The sequence below is a fragment of the Streptomyces colwelliae genome, from assembly GCF_048158785.1.
Lineage (GTDB): Bacteria > Actinomycetota > Actinomycetes > Streptomycetales > Streptomycetaceae > Streptomyces.
The window spans coordinates 16,418-34,482 of the sequence record NZ_JBLTJC010000009.1 but is presented as its reverse complement, the minus strand read 5'-3'; the positions used below and the strand labels follow the sequence as shown (position 1 = coordinate 34,482).

Sequence of the window (18,065 nt, the reverse complement as noted above, 5' to 3'; positions counted from 1 at the left end):
CCGCAGTCATTCGGAAAAGTCATGCGGCAGCCGCTGAGACAGATCTGAAGTGCCCCAAGAACGCACGGCAGAATCCGTAGGCCCCAAACTCCTTGACGATGTCCCAGACTTCGCCAATCACGTCCGGGGAGTAGCCGCGCTCGCCGGCGCAGCGGCGAAACCACGCCTCCACCTTCGGCAGCCGCTCGGCGTCGGCGAGGGCGCGGCGTCCGACATCCGCGGCGGCACGGTCGCAGCCGGTCATCATGGCCAGGATCATCATGATCTGCTCGTGCCAGATCACCACCCCGTACGTGTCATCCATGATCGGCACAAGGTCGGGGTGGGGATATCGAGGTTCCTCGACCCCGTGCCGGGCGGCGATGAATTTCGCGGGCATGCCCCCGGCGACCGGGCCGGGCCTGAAGAGGCTGATGTCGGCGATCACGTCCTGCATGTGCCGTGGCTGGAGCCTCGCGATGAGATCTTGCTGGCCTGAGCTCTCGAGCTGGAAGCAGCCCAGCACCTTGGTGCTGCGGATCAGTTCGAAGGTGGACTCATCGGCGAGGTCGACGTGGTCGGGACTGTCGAGGTCGATGTGCCGGCCTGTGGTGCGGCGGATCTCGGCGACCGAGTGCGCCATCGCTGACTGCATGCGCACGCCGAGGACATCGAGCTTCAGCAGGCCGAGGTCTTCGACATCGTGCTTGTCCGCCTGCACCGTCGGATATGCGCCTCCCGGAGCGGGCTGCACCGGGAGGCGACCGAGCAGGCTCGCGTCGGAAAGGATCACGCCGCACGGGTGCATGGCGAAGCCGCGCGGCAGGGCGTCCAGGCCCTCGGCCAGCTCCCACAGCGGACCGTACTGGTCGGCCTCGGCCGCGAGCTGCCGCAGTTCGGGCAGCTCGGACAGGGCGGAGCCGATGTCGCACGCGCGGATGTGCGGAAAGCTTTTTGCGATCCTGTCGACGGTCTGCGGGCGGATCCCGAGCGCGAGCCCCGTATCGCGCAGGGCGTGACGGGCCCGGTAGGTCTCCGGCATCCCGGTGACCGCCACGCGCTCGGAGCCGAACCGTTCGAAGATCCGGTCGTAGACCTCCAGACGCCGGTCCGACTCGACATCGAGGTCGATGTCCGGCAAGGCGGTGCGGCGCTCGCTGAGAAAGCGTTCGAACAGGAGCCGGTGCGAGAGCGGGTTGGCCGTGGCGATGAAAAGGCTGTGGTTGACCATGGACCCGGCACCGGAGCCGCGGGCTGCGACCCGGATCCCCATGGACCGCACGTCCGCGACGACCTGGGCCACCGCGAGGAAGTACGCCTCATATCCGAGGCGCTCGATCACCCCGAGCTCGTAGCCGAGCCGATCCATCGCCCGCACGTCCCGGTCGAGGCCGCGGGCGGTCATCCCGGCCTCGCTGCGCTGCCGCAGCAACCGCATCCCGTCCCCCGGCCGGGTGCCGGCTCCCACCACGTACGGCTCGGGGAAGTGTGCTCGCCCCAGGCCGAGGTCGCGCACCGGGTCCACCGTGCACTGCTCGGCGGTAGCTGCCGTCTCCTCGATCAGACGCCGCCCTCGACCGGCCGGGGCGCTCGCGGCCGCGGCCGCCCGCTCTGCCACCTCGGCCATCTCGGCTCCGGACTTCAGATACCGCTCGCCCGGGTCGAGGGCTCCACGCTGCGGGATTGGACGCAGCAGCCGGGCGGCGTCCAGCACGTCGGCCAGGCGGTGCTGCTCGCGCCGCTCGTAACGCACCGCGTTGGTGAGCACCGTCGGGATGCCGAGCCGGTCACCCAGAGCAAGGGTGTGCGCGGCCAGCCGCACCGATCCCGCGCCCAGTCCGGACAGTCCGTAGGCGACCGCCTCCAGCCGGAGAAGTCCCTGACCCGCGATCTCCCGCCACGGGACGAGCAGCCTTTCCGCGACGTCCGGCCGCCCGGCGGCCAGCGCACGTACAGGCTCGGAGGTCGGCCCGAGGATCGCCACCACATCCTCGCCCAAGCCCTCCTGCAGCGCCTCCCACGAGGTGACCGGAAAGCCGTCGACCGGATGCGCGTAGGCCACGGAGACGAGACGGCAGATACACGCCCACCCGCTCACGGAGCCTGCCAGCAGCGTGATTCTCAGGCGCGGCTCCGCCACGTGCCCACCACCGCGGACCGGTGTGCGCGAGCGGCGAGGAGCCCTTGCCGTGTCGAACGCCGGGACGGCGAGATCCACCCCGAAGATCGGGCGTACCCCGGCGCTCAGGCACGCCTTCGCGTGCCGCACGGCGCCGGTGACACTGTCCCGATCAGTCAGCGCGAGCGCACCCATGCCGAGCTCCGCCGCCCGGCGCACCAGGTTCTGCGGATGGGAGGCCCCGTAGCGGGCGGAGAACCCGGAAGCGACGTGGAGATGCGTGAAAACGCCCACCGTGCACCTCCAAATCTGCTCTGGCACCCCCTGCTCGTCTGTCGTCCTGCGACCAGGACGCCACACCCTTACTCGCACAATAGTTCGATAAAAAGATTTCAGCCAACCGATCTTGCTATGGCTGGTTGTCATCGCCGCCGGAGTGCTCGCCTAGGGCGTCAGGAGGCCAGCAACCTGCCCGGTCTGCAGAACCTCACCTTCGACACCTTCAGCACCATCCCCAAGACCAGCTGGTACAGGACCCTGCTCAAGGGCATCTTCAACTTCCAGTCCGACCCCACCGTGCTCCAGCTCGCGGTCTGGGCCCTCTACGGTGGTCCCGGTCCTCTACTTTTTCTTCCGTGAGCCCCCCTGCGGCCCCACGCGCCCAAACCCGCCGAAGCAGAGCCCGCCGCCTGATCCCAAGCACGCCCGGCGCCAGGGCCCGCACACGTCGTGTGCACGCCCTGGCGCCGGGCAGGTCGTACTCGTGGCCCGGTACTGGGTGCCGTTCCTTCAGACCACGGTGTCCCGTCTGCTTCTCTTCAGTCCGCTTCCAACCGGATAACGACATCTCGGGTGACGATCGGTGCGGATTCCTGCTCGGACAGGATGTCCAGCAGGTCGGGGCGGATCACGACGGCGCAGCCGGTCGTCCGTGGCCAGGGCAGGCGGTAGGCACTCCGCTCGTACTCGGTGCGCCAGCAGATGAGCCGCAGGGCCGGACCTCGGTCGTCCTCCAGTGTCAGCGGGGCTCCGGGCCTCAGGCGGAGTGCAGTGTGGAGCCACGGGGTGGGTGTCAGTGTGAAGCGGGGTAGTCCCAGTCCTTGGGCGGCGTCTGCGGCGGCGGTCATGGCGCGGTCGAGGCCGAGGAGCGGGATCCCCGGCGGGAGGTCAGCGGCGGGGTGCTGCCCCTGCGGTCGAGTCCACTCCTCGATGTCGCCGTCTGAGAAGGGGATAGCGTCGCTGTCCTGGTTCCCGTAAGCCGTCACTTCCGGGCCTGAGAAGTTCACGACGGTCAGGCCGGTTTTCCGGGTGTGCGGTGACAGGAACTTGCGTTCCTCCACGGAAGCGAGGATGCGCCAGCCCGGGAGGGTCTGTCCGGTGAGGGCGACGGCTTGCGTCAGTGGCCGTGTGGAGATGGTCTCGGCGGTTGTTCCGGTCAGCGGAGTGTCCTGGCTGGCCGGGTCGTCCGGGCCGGGTGGCAGAGGAAGGTCGGGACGTGGCCAGCGTGCCTCTTCGAAGGCCAGCGGAATGCGGGGGTCGTCTGTCAGTACGGTGGCCAGCTGATCCTCCCAAGCTGCCGGATCGCTCACGCCAAGGCCCTGCGAGAGCCTGTGCGCGCGGCTACCCGCTGCCACCGTTTGGATCGCCTCTTCGATGGTCTCCTCGATGGCGAGGTAGGCGTCCGGCAGCTCGCCCTCGTCGGCGCTGAGGTTGGCGCGGGACTGGGCCTTGTTCCTCTCGATGGTGCGCTCCGTGTCAACCTCGCGGCGAACTCTGGCGAGGACCGCTTGGATCAGCCCGGGCTGCAGTTGCTCGGCTTCGTTCAGCCGTGCGCCAGCCACCTCTGCCACCATTCCCGTCACGGCGCGGTCTCTCGGGCTGTCTCCGTGCGCGGCGGAGGTCCACAGGCGGCTCGGCGGGTTCAGCCCGGCCGGGTCTGACGCTCCCATGGGCACGCGGGCCGCATCGGTGAGCAGCCGGCGGGCGAGGGCGCGGACGGTGAGCAGCGGTCCTCGGGCCAGTGCCTCGAGCGCGTCCTGGCAGTGGTCCACGACAGGTTGGGCTTGCGACCCCTGTTCATGGAGGAGGCGCAGCAGCCACATCAGGGTCGCCGGATCGGAGAGTTGCTCCAGTGCGAGGGCCATGGCGGGTGCCGTGGCTTCGGGGCGCAGTGTGACCAGAGATCGCGTCGCAACCATCGCTCGGCGTTTACCTTCCCGGTCCGCGTGTGCGACTGCGGCCAGCGCCGCGGTCGCGAAGGCGTGGTCGAGATAGCCGGGTGCAGGAGTTCCGTTGTCGTTGTCGGGTGCGCGGTAGGGGTGCTGAGGGTCGTCACTGTCGTGGACACGTGGTGCTCTGCTCTCGATGACCGTTGCGGCTTCGTCCCAGAGGGCAAAGGCCAGGTCGAGGGAGTCGTTCGGGGGCAGGCCGAAGGCTTGCTGGGCGAAGGCGAAGATTAGTGCCTGGGTGATGCCGTGGGTCCCGTACCGGCCGGCGCTCACCACTGCTTCGGCCTCTTCGGTGATGACGCGGTGGGTGAGGGTGCGATCGAGTTGCGCGGCGATGCGAAGGGCGTCGAGGGCTGTTTCGCCTCCGAAGTTCAGCCATCCGCCTTGTCCGCGGGTGCGTACCCAGGTCAGTGCGTAGGCTTCGGCGGCGAGAGTGTCGTGGCCGTTCTGACGGAGCTTGTCCGCGAGTTGGCGCAGCAGGAGTGGGCCGTCCCGGAAGTCGAAGGGGCCGGCGATGGCACGCAGGACTTGTGCGGCCTCGTCGGTCTGTCCTCGGGTGGCGAGGTTGAGCAGGCCGTCGCCGACGAGGTCTGTCATCTGTTCGAGGGTGTGTTGTGGTACGTCGGCCTCGTACGGGCTCAGGTGCCATGCGCGCAGTACCCGGATCAGGCCGACCGGTTCGGAGGGCGCGGGCGACGGGGCGGCAGGTGAGGCCGGGGCCGTGGCCGACTGCGCGGGGACGGGTGTGCTGCGGCGGGGCTGAGACTCGTCGGTGACCGGTGGTTCGGGCAGGCGGGTGAGCTGCGGGGCGCCGACGCGTTCGGCGACGGCGTTGAGTTCCGCGACCAGTTGTGCGTCGGTCGGCCTGGTCTGGTCGCTGGAGGAGTCGCGGTTGGCTTGCCTCTCGTCGGCCCTGCTCAGTGCGATGCGCAGCAGTTGCGGAACGCCATCGGGCGTGGAGGGGCAGACTGTCCGGGCGAGCCGGTCCAGAAGCGCGGCGTCGGCTTGGAGGAGCGGGGTGTCCAAGGTGATGCGGAGCGCGGTTGCCACGACCGGATCGGCGGTGTCGTTCCACGCGCGCCAGAGGTCTTCTCGGGCGCCATGGAGAATGGTGTTCGGGCCGTTGCAGTCGCTGAGCAGGCCGGTGGCTGCAAGATCGGCAAGGGCCGCAGGGTCTGCCCCGGCCAGGACATTCCACCACCGCGGGCGGGCAGCGTTGGTCTCCTTGCCGTCTGTGTGAAGGACAAGGCGTTCGCACAGTGGCTGGATTCGCGCCACCCGCGCCCGCCCCCGGGCCGGGTCCGCAGTGACCAGGGCGGGCAGCGGATCCAGGACCTCATAGACGGTGATGTCCTTGCGCCAGCCGTAGGCCACTAGGAAGTGGCAGGCCGCCAGCCAGTGCTTCTCGGCCTCGGCGAGATCGTCGGCGGTGAGGGCGAGGCGCGCGTGGATGAGGAGGTAACGGGCGAGGTCGCTGTAGAAGCGTCCGCCGGCCTGCTGGAGGAACTCGTTACGGACGGCTTCGGCGACGCCGGCCCGCCGTGCGGGCGTGGTGTGCTCGACAGCGGTCGTAAGGAGTGTGTCGACTGGCAGCGGTCCGCCCATCTCGCCGCCCAGACTGACACTGATTTTCCGGCTGACGTTGATGAGGGTCTTCCACGCCTGCGGCCAGTCCTGGTCGGACACGAGGGCGGCCGCCCGGCGTACCGACTCTTCAATAAGCGGATGGATCGAGTAGAGGTCGCACGCACGCGGTTCGCCGGCGAAGGGGCTGAGGTCTGCGGTCAGGAGCCCGAGGGCTTCGATGACCAGGCCGGACCGGGTGGGTGCTTCGGCGGCTTCGGCACGTGCGAGGGCGATCGCGAACCGCAGCCAGCAGGGGTACCAGCCGGCCCCCTGGACGAGAGCCGGTACCGCGTCCAGGGCGATGAGATCGGTCCGTGTCGTGATCGCCAGGGCATCGAGCCACCTGGCCACGGGCTCGGGGCTCCACCGGACCTGTTCGTTCTGTACGCCGCGGGTGAGGGCGAACAGGGTGTCGCGGGCGGTCGAAGTCTCCTCTGCCGCAAGGCCTGCGGCGAGATCGACGGCGGCGACCCCCAGTGCGAGCAGCCGGTGCGCCGTTCCCGGCAGGTAGCCCAGGTCAGCGGCCTTCTGCGCCCAGTGCGTGGCGTTGCCCGCCTCTCCGGGCACCGCGCCTGCGGCGATCTGCTCGGCGAGTGCGAGGCATACGGGGCCGTCCGTTTCAAGGCGCGGCACCAGGTCGGTGACGGCCTCGATTCCGACGGTATCGAGGAGCATCTTCACGACGGCGTCGGCCGCTGCCTGGTCACCCCGTTCGTCGAACCACTCGGCGATGCGGTCCAGCGGAACCGGCCGGTCAGTCCCGTCCTCGGGGGGCTCCTCACCTGTCCCCTGATCGGTCGCCGACAGGCGCAACCGGCCACGCAGGTATGCCAGTTCGACGGCTCGGTCGGACTCCGCCCCGTAGGAGGTGTTGTCCGACTCGGCCTCGTGGTCGTGTGCCGTCATGTACGCGTGCCAGGGTGCCACGGCGCCTGCCGCGTCGAGGACGGCGCACATCTGCAGACCTGCCCGGGCGGGCATGACGGTCCGGGCGTCGTGCAGGAGCCGGTCCGCCAGCGTCTGAGCCCCCATCAAGGCGATCGGCACGTCGGCGAATTCCACCAGGTCCGAGTCGAAGCGCTCGAACTCGTACGTCTGCGCGGCCCTGGCGAGTTCGACGCACCGCGCGACGACCGGCCAGTTCGCCGTCCGCGCGGCACAGCGCACGCCGGTGGCCAGGTTGTCCCTGATCGCCGAGGCCGGGTGGGCGGTGGCGACGGCCCGGGTGACGAAGTCCCGCCCGATGTGGTCCACCACCTCCGTGTCGCGTCCAGCTTCGGCGAGGATCTGCAGGAGGCGGCGAAAGGCCCGCGGGTCGTCGAACAGCCCCTTCCCAGTCAGCCAGGTGGCGATCAGCGCCAGCGTCGATTCCAGGGCCCCAGGGGCGTTGCCGTAGCCCAGGCGCAGGTAGCGGGCGAACGACTCGTGGTAGACGCGGATTTCGCTGGGTCCGGCCGTCCCGGAGAGCACCGGGGCCAGCACCTTCAGCGCGCCGTCGATCCTGTGCGCCCGGTCCGGAATGATCTGCCCGAGCTCCTCGCGGGTGACGGACATTCCGAGTAGGGCGATGATGTCCGCGACGACATCGGCTTCCGCGCCGAGCGTGTCGTAGAGGTGGGCGTAGTAGCCCTCCAACGATCCTTGGTAGGCCGGAAGTGCCCGCACCACTGCCGCGGCTTTCGTGATCGTCTCCGGCCGGAGGGCGACCTCGCGACAGAGGTATGTCGCGTACAGGGCGTTGCCGCCCGAGCGTTCCTGCAGCGCGTCCAGGAAGTCGGTCACGTCGCCGTTGTCGGTCAGGAGGGCTTCAGTGCGCTCGTCGTCCGCCGCCGGGACGAGCCCGAGCCGCTCCGCGACGGCGCGGCACTCATGCGCGGTCAGTGGTGGCACGGCGACGGAAGCCGCCTCGGCGTCCTGGAGGGGGACGAGGTGGTTCCCGGGCTGGCTGAGGACGATCAGGACGCTGCCGAGCGGAAGGGACAGCGAGCCGAGGACCGCGGCGAGGGCCAGGGACGGATCGGCTCTCCTGGTCCTTCCTCCTTGTACGCGGGTGACGTGGTCCAGTCCGTCCACGACGAGCGCCACGCGCCGGGTGGGGTCCTTGCGCAGAGCGGTGTCCACAGCCGTCGTCAGTGCTTGCGCATCGGCGGCAAAACGCGGGCGCTGCTCCTGGACGAGGTCGGGGTCCGACTCGGCCAGCCGGCCCAGCAGGCTACCGAAGACCGTTTCGGTGACCACCCGGGTCAGCTGGTCACCGTCGGCGTCACCGAGGTAGCAGTAGTGCTCGGCGACCAGCCATCCGTCACCGGTGAGTTGGTCGACCAACTGCTGGCACGCCCAGGACTTACCCTGTCCCGGAGGGCCCGTGACCAGCAGGACTCCCCCGTCGGCTGCCGCTGTCCCGGCCGCTTCCGCCAGGACGCCGACCGTGGCGGGCCTGGCCACTTCCAGGGCGCGGTCGACAGGGTTCGCGCGCACGACGGCGCCGAGGTCGCTGCGCAGTTGGGCCTGGCGCAGTAGCTCGCGAGGTGTCACGTCGGTTCCGCGCTGCCGGGCGGAGCGGACTGCGCGGATCAGCGCCTCGGCTACGTCCACCGGTGAGCGTCCCTCATTGGGATAGATCCCCGCGCCGAGCTCGCCACGCACCCGTTGGAGGAGAAGCTGTTCGGCCGGCCCTGGCTGCAGGAGGTCCGTCGTCATGGCCGGTGCGCCGACCTCCACCACCAGGTGCTCGCACAGCCATTCCAGATCCTGCTTGGACACGGCCCTGTCACCGCTGGTCAGGAACCCGAAAATGTTGCCCGCCGGGCGCCGACCCCGCGCGGGCAGGTCGTACCCTCGCCAGAGTGCTTCCGCGTCGAATCGCAGGAGTGTGCTGTTCATCCCCGGCAGGAACGGCACGTCGGAGGAGCGGGCTGACACCATCACCGCGTTCAGTGCCTCGTGATCCGGAGGTGCGTCGCGCATCACGATGCGCAGCCGGTGGGCGGTGGCGTCCACGCCCGGTCCGTCCCGATCGGCGACAGCAGCCGCCACGAGACGGTCCAGCCCCAGTCCGCGCTGGTCGTCAATCGTGAACGTGGCGTAGCCGAGAGGGCCTTTCTCGTCCGAGTGCTTGAACTGGGTCCGTTCACGGGATCCGTCCGCGTTGATCACCGTGAGGTCGTCGAAGCGGTCGTCTGTCACCAGCTTCTTGTCGACATGGACCCTGGCGATCCCGCCGAGCAGCAGGTCGACGACGCGGCCTGCCTCCATCAAGTCCTGGTATTCATACCCGCGGTGGGCTGCGGTTAGATCACTCATGTCGTCAGCATTCTCCACCGTCAAACACCCTGCTGACGCAGAAATAACCAAACCGTGTCGAAGGCTCCCGATCAGGTCCACCGGCTTTGCCGTCGCTGAGGACCTCGGCCGCCATAACGCACACCACCGACAACGCCCTATCGGGCGGCGCCGTCTGTGAGGGCACAGCAGCCGCTACGGCGCGCTGTTCTCCGCTCCGGCGCTGCCAACACTCCAACGCTGTCTCTCTTCGGCCGCCGAAATGAGGGTTGCCGCCGATAACGGTGACACCGGGCTGCGGCAATGTCGGTCGAGATCAGTAGAGTTGACGGTGTTCTCGTTTGGAGATCGCAGGAAAGCGTGGGAATCTGCTGGCGAGCAGTGCGGCGACAGCTTGGACAAACAGGCACGTCGTAGCGTCGGCGTCATGCGACGCCGTCAGCTTGCCACCACCACAGTTACGGACGAACGGCTCAACCGGTCTGGTTCAGCCTGGGAGCACTCTTACTTCCGCGTCGCGCTGGCTCTTGGGGCTCGCCTCGTACCGCGCGGCGACCGCTTGGCGTTCGGGTGGAGCCGATTCTGGAAGTCCGAGGCGGCGCGCAACGACTTGAGGGATGCCGTGAGGACGGCGTCAAGCGGCCCGATGTGTCCGTCGTAGTAGGCCCCGACAAGATCCCGAGTTGGTTCGTCGTACAGGAAGACGACGCCTCGCGGGATGCCGAGCTGATGCTTCTTTGTGCGCAGGTAGTCGCGGAGGCTCTTCTCTTCGCTGAGTGGATCTTTCCCGGCAGGGCGAGTGGCCCAGACGAGCAGCCATCCTTCAGCCGGATCCACACTCCCTGTGGCAGGTACGGTGAGGCGGCGGCCGTTGCCGCCCGGCGAAGGGCTGTTCAGCAAGTCGTCGCCGTTTCGTGAGAACTGATGTTGGGTCGTCGTTGCTCCCGACAGAAGTGTTGCGCCGATGCTTAGCCAACCGGTGACATTTCGTGACTGCAGTTCGTCAATGAGTGGCGCGACCGGAGGCACTGTCATCGCTGGCTTCGGCGCAGCCTCCTGGCCATCCCCGGCTCGGTTCTTGGTGTAGTACCACTGGTCTAGTGCGTCGGTACGGCTACTCAAGAAGACCGGCTCCTGTGCGCGGTAGCGGCGCAGCTCTGCAGTTGTTGGCTCGGGCATGAATGGGAACGCGGTGCGTACCCGTGCGGGGTCGGGTTCGACCCAAAGGCCCGCCTCGAAGAAGTACAAGAACAGATCCAATTCGTCAGGCGCGTTGAACATGACGGTGACGTCGGGGTTACGGCGCCGCCGAAGGTAGAGGAGGAACTCAGCTGGTCGAGCGACGAGTTCAGTGATGAGTTCAAGGTCGTGCAGTGACACGGTCCACGGGATGCTGTCGAGGCTGAGCAAGCCCGCCCTCACCAGTTCCGCAGTGGCCGTCATGACGGTCGAGAGGTCATCGAGGCTGACGGTCACGGTGTGGATCTCGCGGATATGACTGAAATCCACCCATCCTTCACCTCCGATGCGGAGACCGCCGTCGCGCTCGATCCCGTCCCGCATGCGACCGGCTTGTTCGGCCGCCTTCGTGATGATGCCGGTCAGGTCGGTGCGGATACGTGTGGTCTTGCCACCGCGGGAAAGGGCGCTCAGGGCGACGGCCTTGTCCTCGACGATGATCGCGACATCATCGAGGACAACAAGGTGGTCGCCCTCGACGCGCTTGGTGTACTTCGCCGGATCAGCAGTCTTCTCTTCGGCGTCGTTCGCAGGAACGAAGTACTCAAACGCGTCCCGGTAGTGTGCGCCTGGCAGCACCCGACCGAGCGCAGCACGGGTGCGGGACTCCAGGAGGTCGCCGCGGTGCTTCGCGTATGTGTTCCACGCGGATGATGTCTTGAGGTGCTCTTCGAGGTTTTCCCGAACGGCAACCACACTGAGTGCAGGATGCGGCAGCATGATGCGCGCACCGTCACTGGCGATCAAGGGCCGCATGCGCAGCGGATTGTTACCTGCGGTGAACTTGTCGATGGCCTCCGCCGGTGTGGTCGTCCCCAGGGCGAGGCTGAACCGTCCGACGACAGCTCGGACACGTTCCTCGGTGATACCTGTGTGAGCGGCGACATCCGCGATCGCAACCGTCGCTTCGTCAGCGCTGGGCTCGAACAGCGACACGAACCCTGACCTGGCCCGTTCCGTCAACTCAGGATCAGGCTCGCCATCCCGCGTGGATGCCATCGCGCTCTCTGCCGCTGTGGCCATGGCCTCCATACGGCCGTTCATATTGACCTGTTGGAGGTGGTGGCACGCATCGAGAACAGCCAGGGCGTCGGTGGCATCAAACCCGAGCTCTGCATTGAGAGCTGTACGAACGAGCGGGTCGCCGTCAAGGAGCGCGAGATTGGTTGCCTCAACCATCTCCGGATAGGACGGGTTTCGGATCCAAACCTCGGCGCCCTGGATGAGGAGTGACATCAGGGCGAGCTTGTTTGTCCGGTCCACCGTCGCAAAGGACCGCAGCTGCGCGAGGTGCAGAAGCGCGACAATCTGTTCCTGCGCCTCGGAGATGAAGTGGCTCATCTCCTGCTCCTCGACCGCGTCGTGGTCAAGTCCTCCTGCGGCAGCCTCATCCTGCTGGGACGCGAGAGCAATGAGTGCCAGCAACTCCACGTGCGCAGCGCCTGCATCCGGCGTGACCGGCATTGCACCCTCCGGCGCAAAGGGCAGGAACGCCAGACGAGCCACCTCGATGAGCCGGATCGCGTCGAATCGCTGCAGTTTCTGGACGAACTCGGCGACGGCCTCGTCGAATGCAGCGCTAATCGCCTCCACAGGTTCGCCAGCCGCAGCGAATTGCTCCAAGAGCGCTTCCAATGCGCCCCAGGTATCAACCATGACCTGTGCGTGCGGGTCAAACCCTGACGACGCCGGAACGGAGTGGCGGTGCCGCTTGTTTCGTGCCTTGCGTCGTTTTGATCTAGAACTCACTCGCCAACCTCACCACACTCCAGTACAGATCAGCCACCGGTTTCGCATGCCCACTGGCGGTGCTCACCTCCGCGCCCGCTTCTGCGTGGGGCCCATGGAAGCGCGCCTCAATCAACCGCGCTCCAGCGGCCGCGAGGGCTGGTCTCGCATTCGAGTAGTCCTGCCGCGCGCAGGCCCTGAAGGATGGTCAATCGACGATCAGGGTCATTGCACGATCGAGATTTTTCCGGGTTCGTCACGGGAGACGGGGGCTCGTAGAGGCTGGTGGTAGTCGTGGCCGGTGTGGCGGAGGGCGGCGGCGATGCTGATCACCAGCACCGTGCCTGTTCTGTCCTCCAGGCCCCGTGCCGCACAAGGGACATGGCGCCACGTCACCGACGAGACCGGCGAACCGGACTAATCCCGATCAGGCAATGACCCTGCTCGCGCACCTTTGCACAGCATGTGGCCGTCGCTTGTCGACGGATCACTTCCCGTGCGGGCGAGACAGCCTCAACTCTCGGCGATCTCCTTTCGCAGCATTGTGCGGTGAGAGTCCTGAAAAAGGTCCAGATGACTGCCCAGCTGCACTATCGGATCATCTCCCCGCTGACGAGAAAAGACCGCAGCAGCCCGGAGCAGCAGTCGGACCTCTTTCAACATCGCTCGTGTCATCTTCAGATTGATTCCACCTTTTCCATTGGATCTTGCTCAAGCTGCTCAGGCAGATCGCTTCCACTCCGCACGAAGGTTTGTATACCACTGCGAACCGGGCGGAAAACTCATCGAGACACTGCGGCGTGGGAGTCGGCGGCAACCGCTACGGGCTCGCTTTCACGGCAGGTGCGCGAGCAGGGTCATTGCCTGATCAGGACGAGAACCTCCTGCACCACGTGCGGGACCGCACGTTCCGCGAGGACGACTCCAAGGTCCGCACCGCCACTCTGCCCCGCGCCATGGCTTCCCTGCGCAACCTCGCCATCAGCGTCTTCCGCCAGGACGGTCAGACCAACATCGCCTCCGCCACACCGGCCGCGACTACCACCAGCCTCTACGAGCCCTCGGTCTCCCGTGACGAACCCGGACAAATATCGATCATGCAATGACCCTGAATCGACGATCGTGAGGTCATCGAAACGATCATCTGGCACAAGCCTTCATCGACGTGCACCGCGGTAAGGCCGTCACAACTCAAAGCTCGGTCGTTGCGCACGAAGCACCGCAGCTTACAGGGAGTTCTCATGGCACAGCGAGGCGTTTACGGGCAGCGGAAGGACACCACAAAAGATCGATGAACATCACCCCGGCCACCGTCCGACCCAGTGGCGGACACCTGCCACGCGCGAGCAACACGCCTGGAGTTGACACAGAATCCAGTTGGAACAGGCCCAGCGTCTGGCTCTCCTGGATGAGCTTGAAGGCGAACACGTCGTCGAGCGGCACCTGTTGGGGGTCGTCCAGGTCGATACGGTCGCCGGTGGCGCGTTCGATCTCGGTGACGGCGTGGGCCATCGCGGACTGCATCCGGACGCCCAGGACGTCGAGTTTGATGTTGCCCAGCGCCTCGATCTCCTCCTTCGCGGCCATCGCCATCGGGTAGTCGCCCTGCGGGGTGGGCTGCACCGGCAGCCGGTCCAGGAGAGTGGCGTCGCTGATGACCACTCCGCACGGGTGCATGGCCATGCCGTGCACCAGGGAGTCGAGGCCTTCGGCGAGCTCCCACAGCGGCCCGAACCGGCCCGCCTCGCCTGCCAGTTGGCGTAGTTCGGGCAGTTCGGCGAGCGCGCTCGTGATGTCGGAGGCGCGCAGGTGCGGGAAGCTCTTGGCGATCCGGTCGACGTCCGCGGGCGCGATGCCGAGCGCGAGGCCGGTGTCCCGCAGCGCCCTGCGCGCCCGGTAGGTCTCGGGCATCGCGGTGACCGCCACCCGCTCCTTCCCGAACCGTTCGAAGATCGTGTCGTAGCACTCCAGGCGGCGGGCGGACTCCACGTCGATGTCGATGTCGGGCAGCGATTCGCGGCGGGTGCTCAGGAAGCGTTCGAACAGCAGGCTGTGGTCGAGCGGGTTGGCGGTGGCGATGTCCAGCGCATGGCAGACCAGCGAGCCGGCGCCGGAGCCGCGGGCGGCGACCCGGATGCCCTTGGCCCGGATGTCGGCGACGACCTGGCCGACGGCGAGGAAGTACGCGTCGTAGTTCCAGTGGGCGATGACGGCGAGTTCGTCGTCCAGCCGGTCGAGTGCCGCCCGGTCGCGGTCGAGGCCGCGTCGGGCCAGGCCCTCCTCACACCTCAGGCGCAGCAGCCGAGCCGCACCGCCCGCCTCCAGCGCGGCGCTCGCCCCCTGCCCGGTCCCGAACAGCGACGGTTCCGGGAAGTGCCGCCTGCCGAGGCCGAGGTCCGTGGGGTCCATGACGCACGCCTCAGCCGTGTGTGCGGTGTCCGCCATCAACCGACGGGCCCGCCGTACGTCCGCTCCGGCGCATTCGGCGATCATCCGCGCCACGACCGTCATCTCCTTCTCGTCCTTGAGCCAGCGCTGCCCGCTGTCCAGGCGGCGCCGGTCGATCGGGCGCAGCAACCGTGCCGCGTCCAGGACGTCGGCGAGGCGGTGCTGGGCGGGGTCGGCGTAGCGGACGGCGTTGGAGAGCACGGCGGTGGTGCGGGTGCGGTCGGCCAGCGCCAGGGTGCGGGCGGCCAGGCGGAGGGAGCCCGGACCTGCGCTGAAACGTTTCTGCGCGACGACCTCCAATCGGACCCCCCTCCCAAAGACCTCCCGCCAGGGCGCCAGCAGCTTCATCGCGACGTCCTCCCGGCCCACCGACAGCGCCCGCACCGGCTCCGAGAGCGGCCCGAGCAGGACGGCCAGTCCGGGGCCGCCGTACGCGCGCAGCGCCTCCCACGGCACCACCGGCGCCGTACCGGACAGGGCACCCTCGTGAGCCGCCGATGCGATGCGGCACAGTCGGGCCCAGCCGGCCCGGTCCTGGGCGAGCAGCACGAACCGCAGCGGCGGCTCGACCACGTGCGCGCCACCGCGTGCGGGGGTGCGCGGGCGCTGTGCGGGCGGCGGGGGCGCGAGGGCCTCCACCGCGAGGTCGATGCCGAAGATCGGCCGGACACCGCCCTTGGCGCAGGCCCGCGCGAACCGGACGGCGCCGGTGACCGTGTCGCGGTCCGTGAGCGCGAGCGCTGTCATGCCCTGCCCGGCCGCCCGGCGGGCGAGCTGTTCGGGGTGGGCGGCGCCGTAGCGGGCGGAGTAACCGGACGCGACGTGCAGATGGGCGAAGCCCGCCATGCCACACCTCCATCACTCCACCCCTTTTCGGCCATCCGCCCGATATATTCATCGCACGCCCGTTCGATTACTCTAGCCTCATCAGCCCCGGTCAGCGACCCACATTCGAACACATCAGCGATTCTCTAGGGAGGCGTGCGGTGGCCGAAACAGACACCACTCCGTCAGCTCCCCGCCCAGGCTGAGCAGTTGGAGGAAAAATGTTTTCCGAACACGCGTGCGACATCCATTCGGCCCCTTCCCGCCTGCGTGAAGACCTGGCCGCCGAGACCGTGGGGACATGACAGAGACCCCGGGTGCCGGTACGTCCCGTACGTCCTTCTTCGGTGAGGTGAAGGACGCGGTCACCCTGCGGGCCGCCCTGCTCGTCATCGGTGTGGTCGCCCTTCAGTTGCTCTTCATCGCCTCCTACGTAGGCGCGCTGCACAATCCGAAGCCCAGGGACGTGGCTTTCGGGGTCGTCGCTCCTCAGGTCACGGCCGAGCAGACGGTGGCCCGGCTGAAGCAGCTGCCCGGCTCACCGCTCGCCCCGCGCGCGGTGTCCGACGCGGCGACCGCGCGGAGGCAGATCCTGGACCGGGACATCGACGGCGCTCTCGTCATCGACCCGCGCGGCACCAAGGACACGCTCCTGGTCGCCACCGGCGGCGGCACGGTCCTCGCCACCACCCTGGAGACCATCACCGCGACCCTGGAGAGGACCGAGCAGCGCACGGTCCGGACGGTGGACGTGGCCCCGGCCTCCGCTCAGGACTTCGACGGGCTGTCGTCCTTCTACCTGGTCGTCGGCTGGTGTGTCGGCGGCTATCTGTGCGCCTCGATCCTGGCGATCAGCACCGGCGCCCGGCCCGCCAACCCGCGCCGCGCGGTGATCCGGCTGATCGTGATGGCGCTGGTCGCGATCGTCGGCGGTCTCGGCGGCGCGGTGATCGTCGGGCCGGTCCTGGGCGCGCTGCCGGGCAGTGTCATGGCGTTCTGGGGGCTCGGCGCGCTGATCACGTTCGCCGTGGGGGCGGCGACCCTGGCCCTCCAGGGGGTCTTCGGGGTCGTGGGCATCGGTCTCGCGATCCTGCTGGTGGTGATCGCGGGCAACCCGAGCGCGGGCGGCGCCTTCCCGCTGCCGATGCTGCCGCCGTTCTGGAACGCGATCGGGCCCGCGCTGCCGCCGGGCGCCGGCACCTGGGTGGCGCGCTCGATCGCCTACTTCAAGGGCAACGCCGTGACCGGCCCGCTGCTGGTCCTGTCGGCCTGGGCACTCGCCGGGATCGTGGTCACCCTGCTGGCGGCGACACTGCGCCGGAAACACGAGGACCTCCTGGACCGACCGGCGTTGTCAGACCCGTCTGCAACCCTGGACGCATGATCAGCACTCTGGCCGTCGAGAACTACCGCTCCCTGCGCCGCCTGATCGTCCCGCTGACGCGACTGAACGTCATCACGGGGGCGAACGGCACGGGCAAGTCGAGCCTGTATCGCTCGCTGCGTCTGCTCGCCGCGTCCGCGCGTGGCGGCGCCGTCGCCGCGCTCGCCCAGGAGGGCGGGCTGCCGTCGGTCCTGTGGGCGGGCCCGGAGAAGATCAGCCGCGCGGTGCGCGAGGGCCTCCATCCCGTGCAGGGCACGGCCCGCTCAGGTCCGGTCAGTCTGCAACTGGGCTTCGCGGGCGACGAGTTCGGGTACGCGATCGACTTCGGTCACCCCAGTCCGTCCCCGGGGACGGACAGAGTGTCGTCGATGTTCAACCTCGACCCGGAGATCAAACGCGAGTCCATCTGGAGCGGCCCCGTCCTGCGCCCCGCCTCCGTGCTCTCCGACCGCGCGGGAGCCGCCGTCAGACTGCGCGGCGCGGGCGGCGGCTGGTCCCGCGCCCACGGCACCCTGCGCCCGTACGACAGCATGCTCGGCGAACTGGCCGACCCCCAGCACGCCCCCGACGTCCTGGCGGTACGGGAGTTCATCAGGTCCTGGCGGTTCTACGACCATGTCCGCACCGACGCGGACGCACCGGCCCGGGCCGCCCAGATCGGCACCCGGACGCCCGTGCTGAGCGGTGACGGCTCCGATCTGGCCGCCGCCCTCCAGACGATCCGCGAGGTCGGTGACGCCGAGGCGCTGGACTCGGCCGTGGACGCGGCCTTCCCCGGCAGTCAGGTCCACATCGCCGACCTCGGCGGACGTTTCCAACTCGCCCTGCGCCAGCACGGGTTGCTGCGCGCGCTCACCGCCGCCGAGCTGTCGGACGGCACCCTGCGCTATCTCCTGTGGGCGGCGGCGCTGCTGACGCCCCGGCCCCCGTCGCTGCTCGTGCTGAACGAGCCGGAGACGAGCCTCCACCCGGACCTGATCCCGCCGCTCGCCGATCTGATCCTCACCGCCACCAAGGACACCCAGATCGTCGTGGTCACCCATGCCCGACCGCTCGCGGACGCCCTCCAGAAGGGCGCGATACGACATCGTCTCGACGTCAACTCCATAGAGCTGGTGAAGGAGTTCGGGCAGACGACGGTGGCGGGCCGCGAGGGCCCGCTCGACGAACCGCTGTGGTACTGGCCCACACGCTGAGCCCGCCGCAC

5 protein-coding genes and 3 pseudogenes are annotated in these 18,065 nt (G+C 68.4%); 4 read left to right on the top strand and 4 right to left on the bottom strand.

What is annotated here, in order from left to right; all coding sequences use genetic code 11:
• Positions 1 to 61: 61 nt before the first annotated feature.
• Positions 62 to 2,392 (bottom strand): annotated as a pseudogene (gene dnaE / locus ACNFOC_RS03530) (DNA polymerase III subunit alpha); the annotation flags it as partial.
• 121 nt (positions 2,393 to 2,513) lie between these two features.
• On the opposite strand from dnaE, the pseudogene ACNFOC_RS03525 reads away from it, so the two are divergent.
• A pseudogene (locus ACNFOC_RS03525) lies at positions 2,514 to 2,737 on the top strand (FTR1 family protein); the annotation flags it as partial.
• A gap of 179 nt (positions 2,738 to 2,916) precedes the next feature.
• Here the strand turns inward: ACNFOC_RS03525 and ACNFOC_RS03520 are convergent.
• Positions 2,917 to 9,255: a P-loop domain-containing protein gene (locus tag ACNFOC_RS03520; protein WP_416956455.1), complete on the bottom strand. Its 6,339-nt coding sequence runs from the start codon at positions 9,253 to 9,255 to the stop codon at positions 2,917 to 2,919.
• A 483-nt stretch (positions 9,256 to 9,738) separates the two neighbouring features.
• Complete coding sequence (locus ACNFOC_RS03515) at positions 9,739 to 12,129, bottom strand: preprotein translocase subunit SecA (protein ID WP_416956453.1); 2,391 nt, start codon at positions 12,127 to 12,129, stop codon at positions 9,739 to 9,741.
• A 932-nt stretch (positions 12,130 to 13,061) separates the two neighbouring features.
• On the opposite strand from ACNFOC_RS03515, the gene ACNFOC_RS03510 reads away from it, so the two are divergent.
• Complete coding sequence (locus tag ACNFOC_RS03510; RefSeq protein WP_416956451.1) at positions 13,062 to 13,307, top strand: hypothetical protein; 246 nt, start codon at positions 13,062 to 13,064, stop codon at positions 13,305 to 13,307.
• Between the two features lie 262 nt (positions 13,308 to 13,569).
• Here ACNFOC_RS03510 and ACNFOC_RS03505 read toward each other — a convergent pair.
• Positions 13,570 to 15,495 (bottom strand): annotated as a pseudogene (locus tag ACNFOC_RS03505) (PHP domain-containing protein); the annotation flags it as partial.
• A gap of 280 nt (positions 15,496 to 15,775) precedes the next feature.
• Here ACNFOC_RS03505 and ACNFOC_RS03500 point away from each other — a divergent pair.
• Positions 15,776 to 16,858, top strand: a complete 1,083-nt coding sequence (locus ACNFOC_RS03500) for an ABC-2 transporter permease (protein WP_416956449.1) — start codon at positions 15,776 to 15,778, stop codon at positions 16,856 to 16,858.
• The gene (locus tag ACNFOC_RS03495; RefSeq protein WP_416956447.1) at positions 16,855 to 18,054 is read left to right on the top strand and encodes an AAA family ATPase; all 1,200 of its coding nucleotides are present in this window, start codon (positions 16,855 to 16,857) and stop codon (positions 18,052 to 18,054) included. The genes ACNFOC_RS03500 and ACNFOC_RS03495 overlap by 4 nt, the downstream gene beginning before the upstream one ends.
• The last annotated feature ends 11 nt before the right edge of the window (positions 18,055 to 18,065 follow it).